We start from the raw sequence: 15150 nt of genomic DNA, 5'->3' as shown, positions 1-15150 counted from the left end.
ATGACCGCGCATTACGCCGTCTTCGGACACCCCGTGGCGCACTCGCTGTCGCCGCGCATCCACGCCGCGTTCGCGAAGCAGCAGGGCATCGCGATGGAGTACGTCGCCATCGATGCCAGCCCGGCTGATTTCGCCAGCGCCATCAGCGCCTTCGCCACCGTGGGCGGCCGCGGCGCCAACGTCACGCTGCCGCACAAGGAGCGCGCCGTCGCCCTGTGCAGCCAGCTCAGCGAGCGTGCCCGCCGCGCCGGTGCGGTGAACACGCTCACCCGCGTCGGCCTGCAGTGGCACGGCGACAACACCGACGGCGAAGGCCTGGTGCGCGACCTCACCGGCCGCCACGGCCAGGACCTGCGTGCGCGCCGCGTGTTGCTGCTCGGCGCCGGCGGCGCCGCCCGCGGCGTGGCACCGGCCCTGCTCGATGCCGGCATCCAGGAGCTGTGGATCGTCAACCGCACGCCCGAGAAGGCCGACGCGCTGGCCGATGCCCTGGGCCAACCCGACCGCGTGCACACGCGCTACCTCTCGGACCTGCCCAACCTCGGCAACTACGACATGATCGTCAACGCCACCTCGGCCGGCCGCAGCGACGCCGGGTTCAAGCTGCCCTTCCGCCTGGCCGAGGCGCGCGCGCTCGCCGTGGACCTGAGCTACGGCGAGGCCGCCATTCCGTTCCTGGCCTGGGCCCAGGCCGCCGGCTGCGAGCCGCGCATCGACGGCCTCGGCATGCTGGTCGAACAGGCCGCCGAAAGCTTCGCGCTCTGGCACGGCCACCGCCCGGAGACCGACGAGGTCTACGCCGAACTCCGCGCCCACGCCGACGCCCTCCACACCGCCGACTAAAACGAGACCCCGTTCTTCCGCCGGAACTTTCCATGACCACTGATTTCCTGATTGCCACCTTTTTCAATCTGGGCCTGAACATCATCCAGACGCTGATCGCGCTGGTGGTGGCGGTGCTGGGCCTGCAGTTCATCGACCGCAAGCTGCTCAAGCACATCGACATCGAGCAGGAGCTGCAGAAGGGCAACCTGGCGGTGGCGATCTTCGCGTCCACCATCCTGCTGTTCGTGGCCATCGTGACGGTGTTCGGCCTGCGCGGATGATTCGCGGCGGCGAGAATTCATCCTGGCTGTGGCTGCTGTTCATCGGCCTGGCGATGATGTCGCTGCGGGCCTGCGACGGATCGCCCGAGGGTAGTGCATCGCCTGCGGCGGACGCGCTGCCCGGCTTTGCTGGCCCCGCCACGCCTGGCGAGGACTTCGCCGCGCCGCCGGAAACCCGCGCCATCGAGCTGGTCAATGGCTACCGCGTGCACGAAGGGCAGGTGGCCCAGGCGTTGCGCGAGGCGGGTCACGCGGAAACCTGGATGTCCTTCGGCTGGCTGTTCGGCGGCGAGACCGTCACCACGGTCGCGCCGGGCCTGGACCGACGCCACCATTTCGCCAACGCCTACCTGGTGGGCTACGTGCCGTTCGAGGGCGTGGATGCCTGGGTGCCGCTGGTGTCGCTGGCGCAGCAGAAGAAGTACGCCTACGACCACGACCAGTACCCGGGCATGCCCGAGCTCTGGCAGACCTCGCGCGAGGCTTTCTTCTACCCGCAGGGCGACTGCGAGGACCACGCGATCGCCCTGGCCGACTGGCTGATCGGACTGGGCCTGGACGCGCGCGTGGTGCTGGGCAAGCTACGCGAGGAGGGCCACGCCTGGGTCGTGGTGATGGACGGCACCCGCACCTACCTGCTCGAAGCCACGCACAAGCGCCCCGGCCGCGCGCTGCCGCTGGCCAGCCAGTTGCCCGATTACCGGCCCGAGGCGATGTTCAACCGCGAGAGCTATTGGGTGAACGCCGGAACGCCCTTGACCACCGATTACACTGGCGACCGCTGGCAGCGACGCTCCGGTTTCCGCCGCGAGTGAGGCTCGATCACTCGCGGTCGAAGTTGATCCGCACGTCCTTCACCGTGCTGCTGGCCAGGCTCACCTCGAACGGCGGGCGGCCCCAGCGGCGCTTGACCAGCACGTCCTCGCCGTCGTCGCGGTCGATGCGGTAGTCGGCCTTCAGTGCGGCCTTGAGTGCATCGCGCACTTTGCCGGCGACGCGGTTCTCACCGTCGTTGCCTTCGATGGCCACCGTCACGTCCACCGGCTCGCCGCCGACGGGCTGCACGCGCAGCACGATCTCGCCCGGCGATTCCGCCGCGCCGCTGAACTCCAGGCGCCACTTGTTCGAGGGCTTGGCAAGCACGGCGCCCGAAGCCAGCAGCAAGCCGAGCGAGAGGGCGAGGCAGTTGCGGAGTGACTGGCGCATCGTGGGCATCCTGGTGGGGTGGGACAAGGGGTCAGAGGTACTCGTCTTTCAGGCGGACGTAGTGCTTGGCGCTGTAGTAGAGCTGCTCGATTTCCTTGTCGCTGAGCTGGCGCACGGGCTTGGCGGGGTTGCCGAGCCAGAGTTCGCCGCTGCGCACGGTCTTGCCGGGCGGCACCACGGCGCCGGCGCCGACGAAGCCGTGCTGCTCGACCACCGCGCCGTCGAGCACCGTGGCGCCCATGCCGATCAGCACCGCGTTGCCGAGGGTGCAGGCGTGGATGATGGCGCCGTGGCCGATGGTGACGTCGTCGCCGATCAGGGTCGGCCAGCCGCCCGGGCGGGTGTAGGGGCCCTCATGGGTGACGTGGACGATGGTTCCGTCCTGGATGTTGGTGCGGGCGCCGATGCGGATGTGGTTGACGTCGCCGCGCACCACGCAGCCGGGCCAGACCGAGCTGTCCTCGCCCAGGTGGACGTCGCCGATGACGCAGGCGGCGGGGTCGACGTAGGCGCGGGCGCCGAGGGTGGGGACGATGCCCCGGAAGGGTCGGATGTGCATGCCGGCATTCTAACCATCCCTTCGCACCGCCCCGCCGTGAAGGGCATAAACTGGGGCCATGGATACCCCCGCGCACCCCGACCACGACCTGCGGCCCCTGCTCGAGCAGGTCCGCGCCGCCCACCGCCGCCAGCCGCCGTCCTACCGGCAGCGCATGGACGACCTGGCCCGGCTGGGCGAGGTGATCCGCGCGCACCGGGACGAACTGGTGAAAACCGTCTCGGCCGACTTCGGCCGCCGCTCCCGGCACGAGACCCTGGCCGCGGACGTCATGGTCACGCTGGACGAGATCAAGTACCTGCGGAGCAAGCTGCGCGCCTGGATGCGCCCCGAGCGCCGCGGCCTGAACCTGGCCTTCCTGCCCGCCCGCGGCGAGATCCGTCGCATGCCGCTGGGCGTGGTCGGCATCGTCGCGCCCTGGAACTACCCGATCCAGCTGGCCCTGATCCCGCTGGCCGACGCCATCGCCGCCGGCAACCACGTGCTGGTGAAGCCGTCCGAGCACACCCCGCGCACCTCGGCGCTGCTGGCCCGCCTGCTGGCCGAGGCCTTCCCGTCCGAGCGCGTGGCGGTGGTGCAGGGCGACGCCGCGATCGGCGCGGCCTTCACCCGGCTGCCCTTCGAACACCTGGTGTTCACCGGCTCGACCACGGTGGGCCGGGCCGTGATGGCCGCGGCCGCCGACCACCTGACGCCGCTCACGCTCGAACTGGGCGGCAAGTCGCCCGCGCTGGTGGCCCCGGGCTACCCGATCGAACAGGCCGCCGACCGCATCGCCGCCGGCAAGTGCTTCAACGCCGGCCAGACCTGCGTGGCGCCCGACTACGTGCTGGTGCCCCGCGCCCAGCGCGACGAGTTCGTGCGCGCCTACCTGGCCAGCGTGCGCCGCCGCTACCCGACGCTGGCCGCCAACCCCGACTACACCGCGGTGGTGAACCACCGCCAGGCCGACCGCCTGCGCGACTGGATCGACGACGCCCGCGACCGCGGCGTGTCGGTGATCCAGTACCGCCCCGACAGCGAGCCGCCGCCCCCGGGCGTCGAGGTCATCCCGCCCACCGTGCTGCTCGACCCGCCGGACGAGGCCAAGGTGATGCAGGAGGAAATCTTCGGCCCGCTGCTGCCGGTGAAGTCCTACGACGACCACGATGCCGCCATCGCCTACATCAACGGCCGCGACCGCCCGCTGGCCTTCTATCCCTTCGACCGCGACCGGGCGCGGCTGCAGCGCACGCTCGACGCCGTGGTCGCGGGCGGCGTCTGCGTGAACGACTGCCTGATCCAGTTCGGCCAGCACTCGCTGCCGGTCGGCGGCGTCGGGCCCAGCGGCATGGGTGAGTATCACGGGCATGCGGGCTTCCTGGCCTTCAGTAAATCCATGCCGGTGCTGTACCAGTCCCGCCTCAACGGCATGTCGGTATTCGACCCGCCGTTCGGCAAGCTGGCCGATTTCGTCGTGAAGCTGTTCACGCGATGAACGCGCGACTCACGGGTCCGGGCGGGGCGCTGGCGGCGCTCGTGGCGGCCGCGGTTTCGGCGGCGAGCCCGGTCGCGCCGGTCGCCGCGACGCCGGCCGTCAGCCCGGCAGTTTCCGTCGTCGGGTCCGACGCGAATCCCGGGACCGAAGACGCCGTTGTTCCCTTGGCCACGGCCACCGCCGCCTCGCCGCTGCGCCTGTTCGCCGCCGACAGCGGCCGCCGCCTGACGCTGCCGGTCGGTGCCGTGCTGCGCGTGGACCTGGATGCCAACTACAGCACCGGCAGCGAGTGGCAGCGCCGCGACGCCTTCGGCGCCGTGCTCGATTCCGTGCCCTGCGAAGGCCTGGTGCGCGAACCGCTGGTGAAGGCCGGCGAGCCCGCCCCGCCGGTCGGCACCGGCAGCACGGCCCGCTACTGCTTCCGCGCCGCCGCGCCCGGCCGCGCCTTCCTCTATCTTTTCTACGGCCGCGCCTGGCAGCCCGAGTCCTCGGCGCTGGACAGCTTCAACCTCGATGTGACCGTCACGCCCGCCGGCTGAGGCTTGGAATCCACGGCCCGCAACGCCATCTGGAAACGCATGAACACTGAAAACCCCCTCCTCGCCGCCGGCGAACTGCCCGCCTTCTCCGCCATCACGCCGGACCACGTGAACCCGGCCATCGACGAAGTGCTCGCCGGCTTCCGCGCCGAAGTGGCGCGCCTGGTCGCCGACCCGCAGGCCCGCGACTTCGCCCGCCTGATGGCGCCGCTCGAGCGCTGGGAAGAGCGCCTCGGCCGCTGCTTCGCGCCCGTGTCGCACCTGCACGGCGTCAAGGATTCGCCCGAACTGCGCGCCGCGTACTCGGCCGCGCTGGAGAAACTCACCGAGCACGGCACCGAGCTCGGCCAGAACCGCGATCTCTACGAGGCGGTGAAAGCGGTGCGCGAGGCCCCCGGCTTCGACGCGATGGACCGCGCCCGCCGCACCGTGGTCGAGGACAGCCTGCGCGGCTTCCGGCTCTCGGGCGTGGCGCTGGAGGAGCCCGCGCGCTCGCGCTTCAAGGACATCCAGACCCAGCTGAGCAAGCTGGAAACCGAATTCGAGGAGGCCGTGCTCGACGCCACCGATGCCTGGACGCGCCCGGTGACCGACGCCGAGCTCGCCGGCCTGCCGGAATCCGCGCGCGAGATGCTGCGCACGATGGCGAAGGACAAGCGCGTCGACGGCTACCTCGCCACGCTGAAGGGCCCGGTGGTGCAGGCCATCCTCACCTTCGCCGACGACCGCGCGCTGCGCGAGCAGCTCTACACCGCCTACAACACCCGCGCCTCCGACCAGGGCCCGCAGGCCGGCACGCGCGACAACAGCGAGCGCATCGAGAAGATCATGGCGCTGCGGCACGAAGCCGCCGGCCTGCTCGGCTTCGAGTCCAGCGCGCACCTGTCGCTGGCCGACAAGATGGCCGGCACGCCGCAGCGCGTGCTCGGCTTCCTGCGCGAACTGGCCGCGAAGGCCAGGCCGGTCGCGGCGCGCGAGCTCGAGGACCTGCGCGCGTTCGCGGCCACCGAGCTCGGCATCGCCGACCTGCAGCCCTGGGATGTCGCGTATTCCGCCGAGAAGCTGCGCGAGCGCCGCTTCGCCTTCAGCGAGGAAGACCTCAAGCCCTACTTCCCGCTGCCGGCGGTGATGCAGGGCCTGTTCACCGTGGCCGAGCGCGTGTTCGGCGTGAGGCTGGTCGAACGCCACGGCGTGGATGCCTGGCACCCCGACGTGCACTACTTCGACGTGGTGGACCACGACGGCACCGTGCGCGCCGGCGTCTACCTCGACCACTACGCCCGCGCCGGCAAGCGTGGCGGCGCCTGGATGGACGTGTGCCGCTCGCGCATGGACGACGGCGAGTCGCTGTTCAAGCCGGTGGCCTACCTCACCTGCAACTTCGCACCGCCGGCGCCCGACAAGCCCGCGCTGCTGACCCACGACGACGTGATCACGCTCTTCCACGAGTTCGGCCACGGCATCCACCACCTGCTCACCGAGGTGGACTGGCCCAGCATCGGCGGCATCAGCGGCGTCGAGTGGGATGCGGTCGAGCTGCCCAGCCAGTTCATGGAGAACTTCGCCTGGCAGCGCGAGGCGCTGGATATGTTCGCGCGCCACTGGCAGACCGGCGAGCGCCTGCCCGACGACCTGTACGCGAAGATGCTGCAGGCGCGCCACTTCCACGCCGGCCTGTTCCTAGTGCGGCAGCTGGAGTTCGCGCTGTTCGATTTCCGCCTGCACCTGGAGTTCGACCCGGCGCGCGGCGCGCGCGCGCTCGAACTCATCAACGAAGTGCGCGACGAAGTCGCCGTGCTGCCGCCGCCGGCCTGGCACCGCGGCCCGCACGCCTTCACCCACATCTTCTCGGGCGGCTACGCGGCCGGCTACTACAGCTACCTGTGGGCCGAGGTGCTGAGCGCCGATGCGTTCGCGGCCTTCGAGGAAGCCGGCGTCTTCGACGCCGACACCGGCGCCCGCTACCGGCGCGAGATCCTCGCGGTCGGCGGCTCGCGCCCGGCGCTGGAAAGCTTCGTCGCCTTCCGCGGCCGCGAACCCCAGCCCGACGCCCTGCTCCGCTCCTACGGTTTGGCGGCCTGATACGACGAAAGCGACGAAGATGAACCCCGGTCGTCGGCTGGCGCTGATCGTCGCGTGTGCGTTGTTCATCGAGAACATGGACTCGACGGCGATCGCGACGTCGCTGCCGGTGATCGCGCAAGACCTCGGCACCGAGCCGATCGCGCTAAAGCTCGCGCTCACGGCCTACCTGCTGGCGCTGGCGGTGTTCATCCCGGTCAGTGGGTGGGTGGCGGACCGGTTCGGGGCGCGCAGCACCTTCATGGCGGCGATCGCGGTGTTCCTGCTGGGGTCACTGGCTTGCGCGGCCAGCGGCACGCTGGAGCAGATGGTGGCGGCGCGCTTCCTGCAGGGCATGGGCGGTGCGCTGATGGTGCCGGTGGGGCGTCTGGTGCTGCTGCGCACGGTGCCCAAGAGCGAGCTGGTGCAGGCGCTGAGCTGGCTCACGATTCCGGCGCTGGTGGCGCCGATCATCGGCCCGCCGCTCGGTGGCCTGATCGCGACCTACAGCGACTGGCGCTGGATCTTCCTGGTGAACATCCCGATGGGCTTGCTCGGCCTGTTCCTGGCCTGGCGCTTCGTGCCCGACCTGCGCGAGCCGGTGAAGCCGCTGGACTGGACCGGCTTCGCGCTGTCGGGGCTGGGCCTGGCGCTGGCGCTGTTCGGGTTCTCCAGCCTCGGGCGGCACATGGTGTCGACGCCGGTGGCGGTGGGCTGCCTGCTGCTCGGGCTCGGCGGAATGGCTGGCTATGTCTGGCACGCGCTGCGCCACCCGCATCCCCTGATCGACCTGCGCCTGCTGAAGTTGCCGACGTTCCGCGCCGGCGTGATGGGCGGCATGCTGTTCCGCATCGGCATCGGCGCCACGCCCTTCCTGCTGCCGCTGATGCTGCAGCTTGGCTTCGGACTGACGCCGCTGGCCTCGGGCCTGCTCACCTTCGTGTCGGCGGTCGGCGCGATGTTCATGAAGACGATCGCGGCCAGCGTACTCAAGCGCTTCGGTTTCCGGCGCGTGCTGTGGGTGAACGCGCTGCTGGCCTCGGCGATGCTGGCGGGCTTCGGCCTGTTCCGCGCCGACACCGCGCACTGGGTGATCATGGCGGTGCTGCTGGTGTCGGGCTGCTTCCGCTCGCTGCAGTTCACCAGCCTCAACGCCATCAGCTACGCCGAAGTGGACCCGGCGCGCATGGGCCAGGCCAGCAGCCTGTCGGGCATGATGCAGCAGCTTTCGCTGGCGCTGGGCGTGGCGATCGGCGGCTATGCGCTGCAGATCGCGGGTGCGCTCACCGGCAACGACTACGCCGACGCGGGCAACTTCGGCTGGGCTTTCCTGACCGTGGGCACCATCTCGGCGCTGTCGGCCTGGGTGATGTTCCGCCTGCCGCGCGACGCGGGCGCCGAAATGGCCGGCCGCGCGGAACCCGGTCACGAAGTCACCGAACCCAAGGCCGCGCAGCGGCCGAACACGTGAGCGCCCCCTCCCACAAGGGAATGGCTCAGGGCTTGATGGCCTCGAGTTCCCAGAGGAGCCAGGCGGGGGAGAGCTGCGCGCGCTTGCCGCGCAGGAAGCGGACCCAGCGGCGAAGGCTGCGGGCGATGCGCTTCGCGGGGCCGTGGTTCTGCGGCGAGTTGGCCAGCGCGCTGTAGGCACTGGCGCGTTCGGTGCGCACCACCCGGAGCGCGCGGAAGCGGCCCTGGAAGCCGTACATCCGCCCCAGCGGCGATTCGCCGCAGAAGTAGGTATGGCTTTCGTCGGTGATGATGTTGACGTGGGTCGGGTCGACGAAGGCCTCCGGGTGCGGATAGGCCGGCGTGAGCGCATACAGCCGCCCCCCCGGCGCGAGCACGCGCCAGATCTCGTCCATGAGCCGCACGAAGGGGAAGCAGGTGCCGCCCTTCCCGTCCGGGAACAGGCGGGGCACGTGCTCGAGGTAGTCGAAGGCCGAGACCGACCCCAGGCTGTCGTCCGCGAACGGAATCGGCTGCAGCACCAGGTTGGCGACGCGGTGCTCGTAGTCCACCGGGCCTTCGGGGGCGCGGATGTCCACGCCATACAGCGTGCCGCGGCCGTAGGGATTGCGCGGCTGCGTGCCGCAGCCGAGGTCGAGGTGGCAGTCGGGAAGGCTCATGGCCCGATTATGCCCCGCCCGGCGCGCACCATCACCCGAAGAAGCCTCGGAAGGCCGCGATCGCGCAGGCCAGCCCGGCGTCATCCACGTCCAGGTGGGTCACCAGTCGGATGCGCGGGCCGCGACCTACCGAAACCAGCACGCCCTCGTCGCGAAGATGCGCGGCCAGCGCGGCCTGCCGGCCATCGGGCACGGTGATGAAGACCAGGTTGGTCTGCGGCGTCTCCACCTGCACGCCGGGCAGCGCCGCCAGCGCGTCGGCCAGCTGCGCGGCGCGGCGGTGGTCGTCGGCCAGGCGCGCGACGTGGTGGTCGAGCGCATGCGAAGCCATCGCCGCCAGCTGCCCGGCCTGGCGCCAGCCGCCGCCCAGCACCTTGCGCCAGCGGCGCGCCTTGTCGATCAGTGCGTGCGTGCCCAGCAGCACCGAGCCCACCGGCGCGCCCAGGCCCTTCGACAGGCACACCGACACGGAATCGAAATGCGAGGCGATGTGCGCCGCGCTGGTGCCGCCGGCGACCGCCGCGTTGTAGAGCCGCGCGCCATCGAGGTGGTAGCCCAGGCCGTGGGCCTTGGCCAGGTCGCGCGCCTGCGCGAGGTAGGGCAGGGGCAGCACGCGGCCGTGCCAGGTGTTCTCCAGCGCCAGCAGCCGCGTGCGCGCGAAATGGGGATCGCCGGCGGGCTTGATCGCGGCGGCCACGGCATCCAGCGGCAGCGTGCCGTCGGGCGCGTTGACGATGGGCTGCGGCTGGATCGAGCCCAGCACGGCGGCGCCGCCGCCTTCGTACTTGTAGGTGTGCGCGTCCATGCCCACCAGGTATTCGTCGCCGCGCTCGCAGTGCGCCATCAGCGCCAGCAGGTTGCTCTGGGTTCCGCTGGGCACGAACAGGCCGGCTTCGAAGCCGAGTTCGCCCGAGAGCCGGTCCTGCAGTGCGTTCACGCTCGGGTCGTCACCCATCACGTCGTCGCCGACCGGCGCGCGCAGCCCGGCCTCGCGCATCGCATCGGTGGGGCGGGTCACGGTGTCGCTGCGAAGGTCTACCCAGGGCATGCGCGGGTCCGGTGGCGGGAAGCGAGCCGCCACTCTGGCCGAGCCGGGGCGCGATGGCAACGCTCAGGCCATGCGGCGCAGGGTGTCGTCGCGGCGGACGAAGTGGTGGTAGAGCGCCGCCGCGACGTGCAGGCCGACCACGTAGTAGAACGCCGTGCCGAGCAGCTCGTGCAGATCCTCTAGCCGGGCGGCCAGGGCCGCGTCGGGCGCCATCAGCGCGAACGCTCTTCCTCCGCGCCCGGGGCGTAGCGCAGCAGCAGGTTGCCCACGCCGCGCGTGGTCCGGGATCCGGTGCCCGGTGCGGGCCAGGCGAAGGTGGCGTCGGTGCAGGCGAGCGTCGCCGTGCCGTCGCCGGCCGACAGCGGTCGAAGTGTGCGGCTGCAGTCCGCGGCGACACGGGCGGCTGCACGCAGGCTCTCCGGGGCGAGGGCATCGTGCCCCGACGCGGCGTTCGCCTCGGCCGCTTGCCGAGTGGCCGCGCCGCGCGGCGCTGCGGCGTCCGACACGACGTTGCCGAGGGGCGCGAGCGGCTTCAGCCCGGCTGCCTCGAGCGAGAATTCCGCGCCCGGCGCGAGGTAGTGGACGCGCGCGGCCATGGCCCCGTCCGGGGTTTCCGGCTGCCGCTCGAACAGCCAGCCGCCTTGCGCACCAAGCGCCTCAAAGCGCAGGGCGCCGTCCTGCTTCACCACGCGGATGGCGCTGGTCTCGTCAACGCCGAGCGCATGGTCGACCTTGGCGGCATGCATCAGCGCCAGCAGCCGCAGTTCGCGGGCGCGTTCCGAGAAGTGCGTGTCCATCGTCCAGCCGGGCAGCAGGCCCAGGCCGCCGCGATCCCAGTAGGTCAGCGTGTCTTCGTCCAGTCCGTCGGCGCAGCGGCCGGCGCGCGCACAGCCCGGCGCCATCGGGGCGCGGGCGCGGGCACCTTCGCGCAGCGCCAGGGCACTGGTGCCGTTGCTCAGCATCGCCGCGCCGCCCTGCACCGCCGTACCCGCGCTGGTGCCGCCCACCACCAGCGCGCCGCTGGCATGCGAAGCGCGCAGCGAAACAAGCCAGGCGTTGGGGCGATCGGCGGCATCGAAGAAGGCCGCGCGGTGACGCCACTGGTCGCCACCGGCGAAGAACATGCCCTGCACCTGGCCCGGCAGTGCGGCCGTTGCTTCCGGGTCCAGGCAGGCCTGGCGCTGCTGTTCGGCCAGGTCCGGGTAGATCCGGTCGCGGTCCGCCAGCTGCAGGTGCTCGCGGCGCAGCGACTCCAGCGCGTCGCAGTCGCCGCTGGAAACCGCGGCTTTCAGGGCGGCGTCCACGGGCCACCACACGGCGTCGGCGCCGAGCTCGCGGAAGGCATCGAGGTAGAAGTCCACCGGGTCGAAGGGATCCACCGCCGAGGCGGTGACCACGGCGATCCGCGGCGGCCGCCCGTCGGCACGCGCGGCCGCGGCGGCGACGAAGGCGCGCAGGATCGCCACGCCCGCCTGTTCGCGGCTGTCGGCCAGGTCGGCGCGTTCACGCGCCCGGCCGTCCCCGTGGCGCTGCGGCCGTTCGAGCGCGCTCAGCAGGGCAGCCTGTTCGTCGTCCAGCAGGCGCTGCCAGGGCGAGCCGAAGGCGACGCCATCGCAGGTCGCGCGTGGACAGTAGGCGCTGAAGTGATCTTCAAGCTGGTCGCGGCTCCAGTCGGCGTCGCGCGCGGCGCTTGCGAGCATCGGCGCCAGCGCGGAGGCCGGTGGCGCACCGGCGCTGGCCCGCCAAAGCAGGGGGTCGAGCGCGCGCGCGATCGACTCGTCGTCGACGAGATAGCGCGCGGGCTGGCGCCGCGTGGGGTCGGTGCGCGGGCTGCGGCAGGCCTGGGGCGCGAGGTCGGAGCAGGTGCGCAGGGAGCCGCCGGCAAGGAAGAGTTCGCTCGCGCGCGGCGGCGTGGCCAGGGCGTGCGGGGACGCCAGCAACAGCAGCAGGGGAAGGAGTCTGGGCATGCGCCGACCCTAGTGTCTGGCCGCTGGCCGGGCAAGTGCACTTGACGCGGGCGCGTGGCCGGGAGTAAACCTTGCCCCGCAGCAAGAGTTGGTGACATGCCGAAGACGCACGCCCACATCCGCCATATCTGCCGGACCTACTACCTCAGCGAGTGGTGGGACGAGTAGGGCCATCCCCGGGCCCCACGCCGACCTGCCTGGGTCGGTGAGCCGCCGTCGTCGACGGCGAAAACATCCAAGCCAGCGCCGCCAACCGCGCCACCGGGCGCGCCCGCGGCCGTCCGGGGGAACACCATGAAATCCATGCTCAAACCGCTCGCCGTCGCCGTGGCGATGGTCCTGGCCGCGCCAGTCGCGGTCGCCCAGTCCCAGGCCGAAGCCGAGGCGCCGCCGGCCGGCGACGAGGCCGTGCGCCTCGATGCCGTCAACGTCACCGGCTCCAACCTGCGCGGCATCGACCTGCAGGAAGCGCAGCCGGTGATCGTGATCGACGCCGAGGACATCAAGGCCTTCGGCGCCACCAGTGTCGGCGACCTGCTCAAGCAGGTCTCCGAGACCGGCGGCGGCACCGGCAACTTCAGTACCGCCAATTCCGGCGCGCTGCAGGCCGATGCGCCCGCGGGCACCGCCGGCGCATCGCTGCGCGGCCTGGGCACCTCGTCCACGCTGACCCTGGTCAACGGCCGCCGCGTGGCGGCTTCGTCGTTCGCGAACGGCTCCGAGAACTTCGTCGACATCAACGCGATCCCGATGGCCGCGATCGAGCGCGTCGAGATCCTGACCACCGGCGCGTCCGCGATCTACGGCGCCGACGCGGTCGCCGGCGTGGTCAACCTGATCCTCAGGCGCGACTTCGAGGGCGTGCGCCTGTCGGCGAGCTACGGCGATTCGACCCGCAGCACCGACGAGGGCCGCATGAACGCGAACCTCGTGGCCGGCTTCGCCCGCGACCGCGTGCGCGGCATGCTGATCGTCGATGCCTTCCAGCGCAATGCCCTGTACGACCGCGACCGCGCGATCTCGGCGGTCGAGCCGCGGCCGTCGCAGCAGGGCATCTACCCGAGCTTCAACGACCTCGACTTCGCCCAGGACGACATCGTCGAGGCCGCCTGCCCCGCGGACCAGTTCGGCGTCGGACGGTTCGGCGAGTACTGCGAGGTCAACCGCAACGCGTTCACCGCCACCGACCCGCAGCTCAAGACCCTCGGCGGCTACGGCACGCTGTCGGTGGAGTTCGACGGGGGGCTGGAGTATTTCGCCGAGCTGGCGCTGCAGCGCAATGAATCGCGCGCCGACTCTTCACCGGCGCCGTGGACCGAAGAGCTCATCGCCTTCGACCACCCGGGCATGCCGGCGGAGCTGCGCCAGCGCTTCATCGACCAGGGCTTCGACACCACGGCGCTGGTGGGCATCGGCCGCTTCCCCGACGCGCGCACGCTCGAGGTCACCACGCGCAGCTGGCGCCTGCTCAACGGCCTGCGCGGCGTCGCCGGTAACTGGGACTGGGAAACCACCGTCTCGGCCTCGCGCAGCGAATCGCGCCAGGAGGCGATCGCCGGCATCTACAACGTGGCGCGCATCCGCGCCGGCCTGCTCGGCGAACTGTGTGCCGACGGTGCCACCAACTGCAGTCCGGGCGCCGGTGGGTTGTGGTACGACCCGTTCAACGCGCAAGCCGGCAATTCGCAGCAGGTGCTCGACCTGGTTCGCGAGCGCGTGCCGCGCGACGGCACCTCCACGCTCTACGCCTGGGACGGCAAGGTCGCCGGCAGCTTCGGCAGCCTGCCCGGCGGCGACATCGCCTGGGCCTTCGGCGCCGAGGCCCGCCGCGAGAAGATCACCGACGAGCCGTCTCCGCTGGCCGAGATCGATCGCGATACCGGCGAAGTGCCGGTGTATGGCTTCGGTTCGACCGCCGTCGAGGCGGCGCGCACGCAGTGGGCGATGTATGCCGAAACCAACCTGCCGGTCACCGCGACCTTCGACGTGCGGCTGGCGGCGCGCTACGACCATTACGACGACTTCGGCGGCGACGTGAACCCGGCCATCGGCCTGCGCTGGCGGGTGAGCGACGCCGTGCTGTTCCGCGGCGGCTGGAACACCTCCTTCCGCGCGCCCTCGCTGGCCCAGGTCGGCGCCGGCACCTCGCTCAGCTCGGGTGCGCTGCCGTGCTCGGCGGGCAGCGAGTTCTTCGATACGTTCTGCGGCGGCTTCGAAGGCGACGACGGTTACCTCTCGGAGATCTACGGCAACCCCGCGCTCGAGGCCGAAACCTCGACCGCCTGGTACCTGGGCAGCGTGTTCAGCCTCGGCGACCGCACCACGCTGACGGTGGACTACTGGAACTTCGACCAGCGCGACCTGGTGGACATCGACCCGCTCGAGCTCTTCCGCCAGGCGCTGGCCGACCCCAGCCTGGTCTATGACCGCGGCGACCTGCCGCCGGGTGTGATCGGCATCGTCACCCGCGGCGGCGCCATCGGCGACCCGATCGAGGACGTGCAGCTGCAGCTGATCAACATCGGCCAGCAGCGCACCGACGGCGTCGACATCAGCCTGGACCATCGCTTCGCCGAAGGCGCCTCCGGCCAGTTCGGCGCCTACGTCGACGCCACCTGGACCCGCTCGTTCGAGCGCAGCGAATCCTGCTCGCCGGGCGACACCAGCACCCGGCGCGGCGCCGGTGCCTGCAACGATGGCGTGCGCCTGTTCGAACGCGTGGGCGAGTTCCGCTACCCGGAGTGGCTGGTGAACGCCGGCATTTCCTGGAGCGGCGGCAACTGGAGTGCGCGCTTCTGGGCGAACCACGTCGATGGCTTCTATGATGACGACGAGCTCTCGAACGTGCCGGCCGGGCGCCGCATCGGGTCCTGGACTACGCTCAACGCCAGCGTCGGCTGGGACCTCGACGATCGCCAGTCGCTGGGCCTGGTGGTGCGCAACCTGGCCGACCGCGATCCGCCGCGGGCGCTGGGTTCGGCCAGCAACTTCGACGACTACAACCACAACTCGCTCGGCCGCTTCATCACCCTCGACTACGTCTACCGGTATTGAGCCT

The 15150-nt window shown here is 71.3% G+C and carries 14 protein-coding genes; 8 read left to right on the top strand and 6 right to left on the bottom strand.

Annotated features, from left to right (window positions below):
* Genes aroE through Q0C12_RS06120 form a run of 3 tightly spaced genes read left to right on the top strand, consistent with a single transcriptional unit; the run spans position 1 to position 1921 of the window.
* Positions 1–843, top strand: a complete 843-nt coding sequence (gene aroE / locus Q0C12_RS06130; protein WP_290887658.1) for a shikimate dehydrogenase — start codon at positions 1–3, stop codon at positions 841–843.
* Between the two features lie 32 nt (positions 844–875).
* The gene (locus Q0C12_RS06125; protein ID WP_034212656.1) at positions 876–1106 is read left to right on the top strand and encodes a DUF350 domain-containing protein; all 231 of its coding nucleotides are present in this window, start codon (positions 876–878) and stop codon (positions 1104–1106) included.
* Positions 1103–1921: a transglutaminase domain-containing protein gene (locus Q0C12_RS06120; RefSeq protein ID WP_290887654.1), complete on the top strand. Its 819-nt coding sequence runs from the start codon at positions 1103–1105 to the stop codon at positions 1919–1921. The genes Q0C12_RS06125 and Q0C12_RS06120 overlap by 4 nt, the downstream gene beginning before the upstream one ends.
* Positions 1922–1928: 7 nt before the next feature.
* Here Q0C12_RS06120 and Q0C12_RS06115 read toward each other — a convergent pair whose 3' ends face one another.
* Both Q0C12_RS06115 and Q0C12_RS06110 read right to left on the bottom strand, forming a co-directional pair.
* The gene (locus tag Q0C12_RS06115) at positions 1929–2312 is read right to left on the bottom strand and encodes a hypothetical protein (protein WP_290887651.1); all 384 of its coding nucleotides are present in this window, start codon (positions 2310–2312) and stop codon (positions 1929–1931) included.
* A 31-nt stretch (positions 2313–2343) separates the two neighbouring features.
* The gene (locus Q0C12_RS06110) at positions 2344–2871 is read right to left on the bottom strand and encodes a gamma carbonic anhydrase family protein (protein ID WP_290887648.1); all 528 of its coding nucleotides are present in this window, start codon (positions 2869–2871) and stop codon (positions 2344–2346) included.
* Between the two features lie 58 nt (positions 2872–2929).
* On the opposite strand from Q0C12_RS06110, the gene Q0C12_RS06105 reads away from it, so the two are divergent.
* Genes Q0C12_RS06105 through Q0C12_RS06090 form a run of 4 tightly spaced genes read left to right on the top strand, consistent with a single transcriptional unit; the run spans position 2930 to position 8419 of the window.
* Positions 2930–4348, top strand: coding sequence for a coniferyl aldehyde dehydrogenase (locus Q0C12_RS06105; protein WP_290887645.1), 1419 nt, complete (start codon positions 2930–2932; stop codon positions 4346–4348).
* Complete coding sequence (locus Q0C12_RS06100) at positions 4345–4887, top strand: protease inhibitor I42 family protein (protein WP_290887642.1); 543 nt, start codon at positions 4345–4347, stop codon at positions 4885–4887. The genes Q0C12_RS06105 and Q0C12_RS06100 overlap by 4 nt, the downstream gene beginning before the upstream one ends.
* Before the next feature lie 39 nt (positions 4888–4926).
* A complete protein-coding gene (locus tag Q0C12_RS06095) occupies positions 4927–6969 on the top strand; it encodes a M3 family metallopeptidase (RefSeq protein WP_290887640.1) in 2043 nt (680 codons plus the stop codon).
* Between the two features lie 19 nt (positions 6970–6988).
* On the top strand, positions 6989–8419 hold the full coding sequence (locus Q0C12_RS06090) for an MFS transporter (RefSeq protein ID WP_290887637.1): 1431 nt from the start codon (positions 6989–6991) through the stop codon (positions 8417–8419).
* Positions 8420–8444: 25 nt separating this feature from the next.
* Here Q0C12_RS06090 and Q0C12_RS06085 read toward each other — a convergent pair whose 3' ends face one another.
* The 4 genes from Q0C12_RS06085 to Q0C12_RS06070 form a co-directional block, all read right to left on the bottom strand.
* Positions 8445–9077 (bottom strand): methyltransferase domain-containing protein, encoded by a 633-nt coding sequence (locus tag Q0C12_RS06085; protein ID WP_290887636.1) that lies wholly within the window; start codon positions 9075–9077, stop codon positions 8445–8447.
* Positions 9078–9108: 31 nt separating this feature from the next.
* On the bottom strand, positions 9109–10125 hold the full coding sequence (ltaE, locus tag Q0C12_RS06080; protein WP_290887634.1) for a low-specificity L-threonine aldolase: 1017 nt from the start codon (positions 10123–10125) through the stop codon (positions 9109–9111).
* A 63-nt stretch (positions 10126–10188) separates the two neighbouring features.
* Positions 10189–10338 carry a cytochrome b/b6 domain-containing protein gene (locus tag Q0C12_RS06075; RefSeq protein ID WP_343212439.1) on the bottom strand — a complete coding sequence of 50 codons (150 nt, stop codon included), beginning with the start codon at positions 10336–10338 and terminating at the stop codon, positions 10189–10191.
* Entirely contained in the window at positions 10338–12092 is a 1755-nt protein-coding gene (locus Q0C12_RS06070) for a hypothetical protein (protein WP_290887631.1), read from the bottom strand. Before Q0C12_RS06070 ends, Q0C12_RS06075 begins: the two co-directional genes overlap by 1 nt.
* A 303-nt stretch (positions 12093–12395) precedes the next feature.
* Here Q0C12_RS06070 and Q0C12_RS06065 point away from each other — a divergent pair, with 303 nt between their 5' ends.
* Positions 12396–15146: a TonB-dependent receptor gene (locus Q0C12_RS06065; RefSeq protein WP_290887628.1), complete on the top strand. Its 2751-nt coding sequence runs from the start codon at positions 12396–12398 to the stop codon at positions 15144–15146.
* Positions 15147–15150: the final 4 nt, after the last annotated feature.

Origin of the sequence: Arenimonas sp. (assembly GCF_022842045.1) — a bacterium.
Taxonomy (GTDB): domain Bacteria; phylum Pseudomonadota; class Gammaproteobacteria; order Xanthomonadales; family Xanthomonadaceae; genus Arenimonas.
Note: the sequence above shows the minus strand (reverse complement) of the source record. Positions and strands in the feature narration are given on the sequence as shown.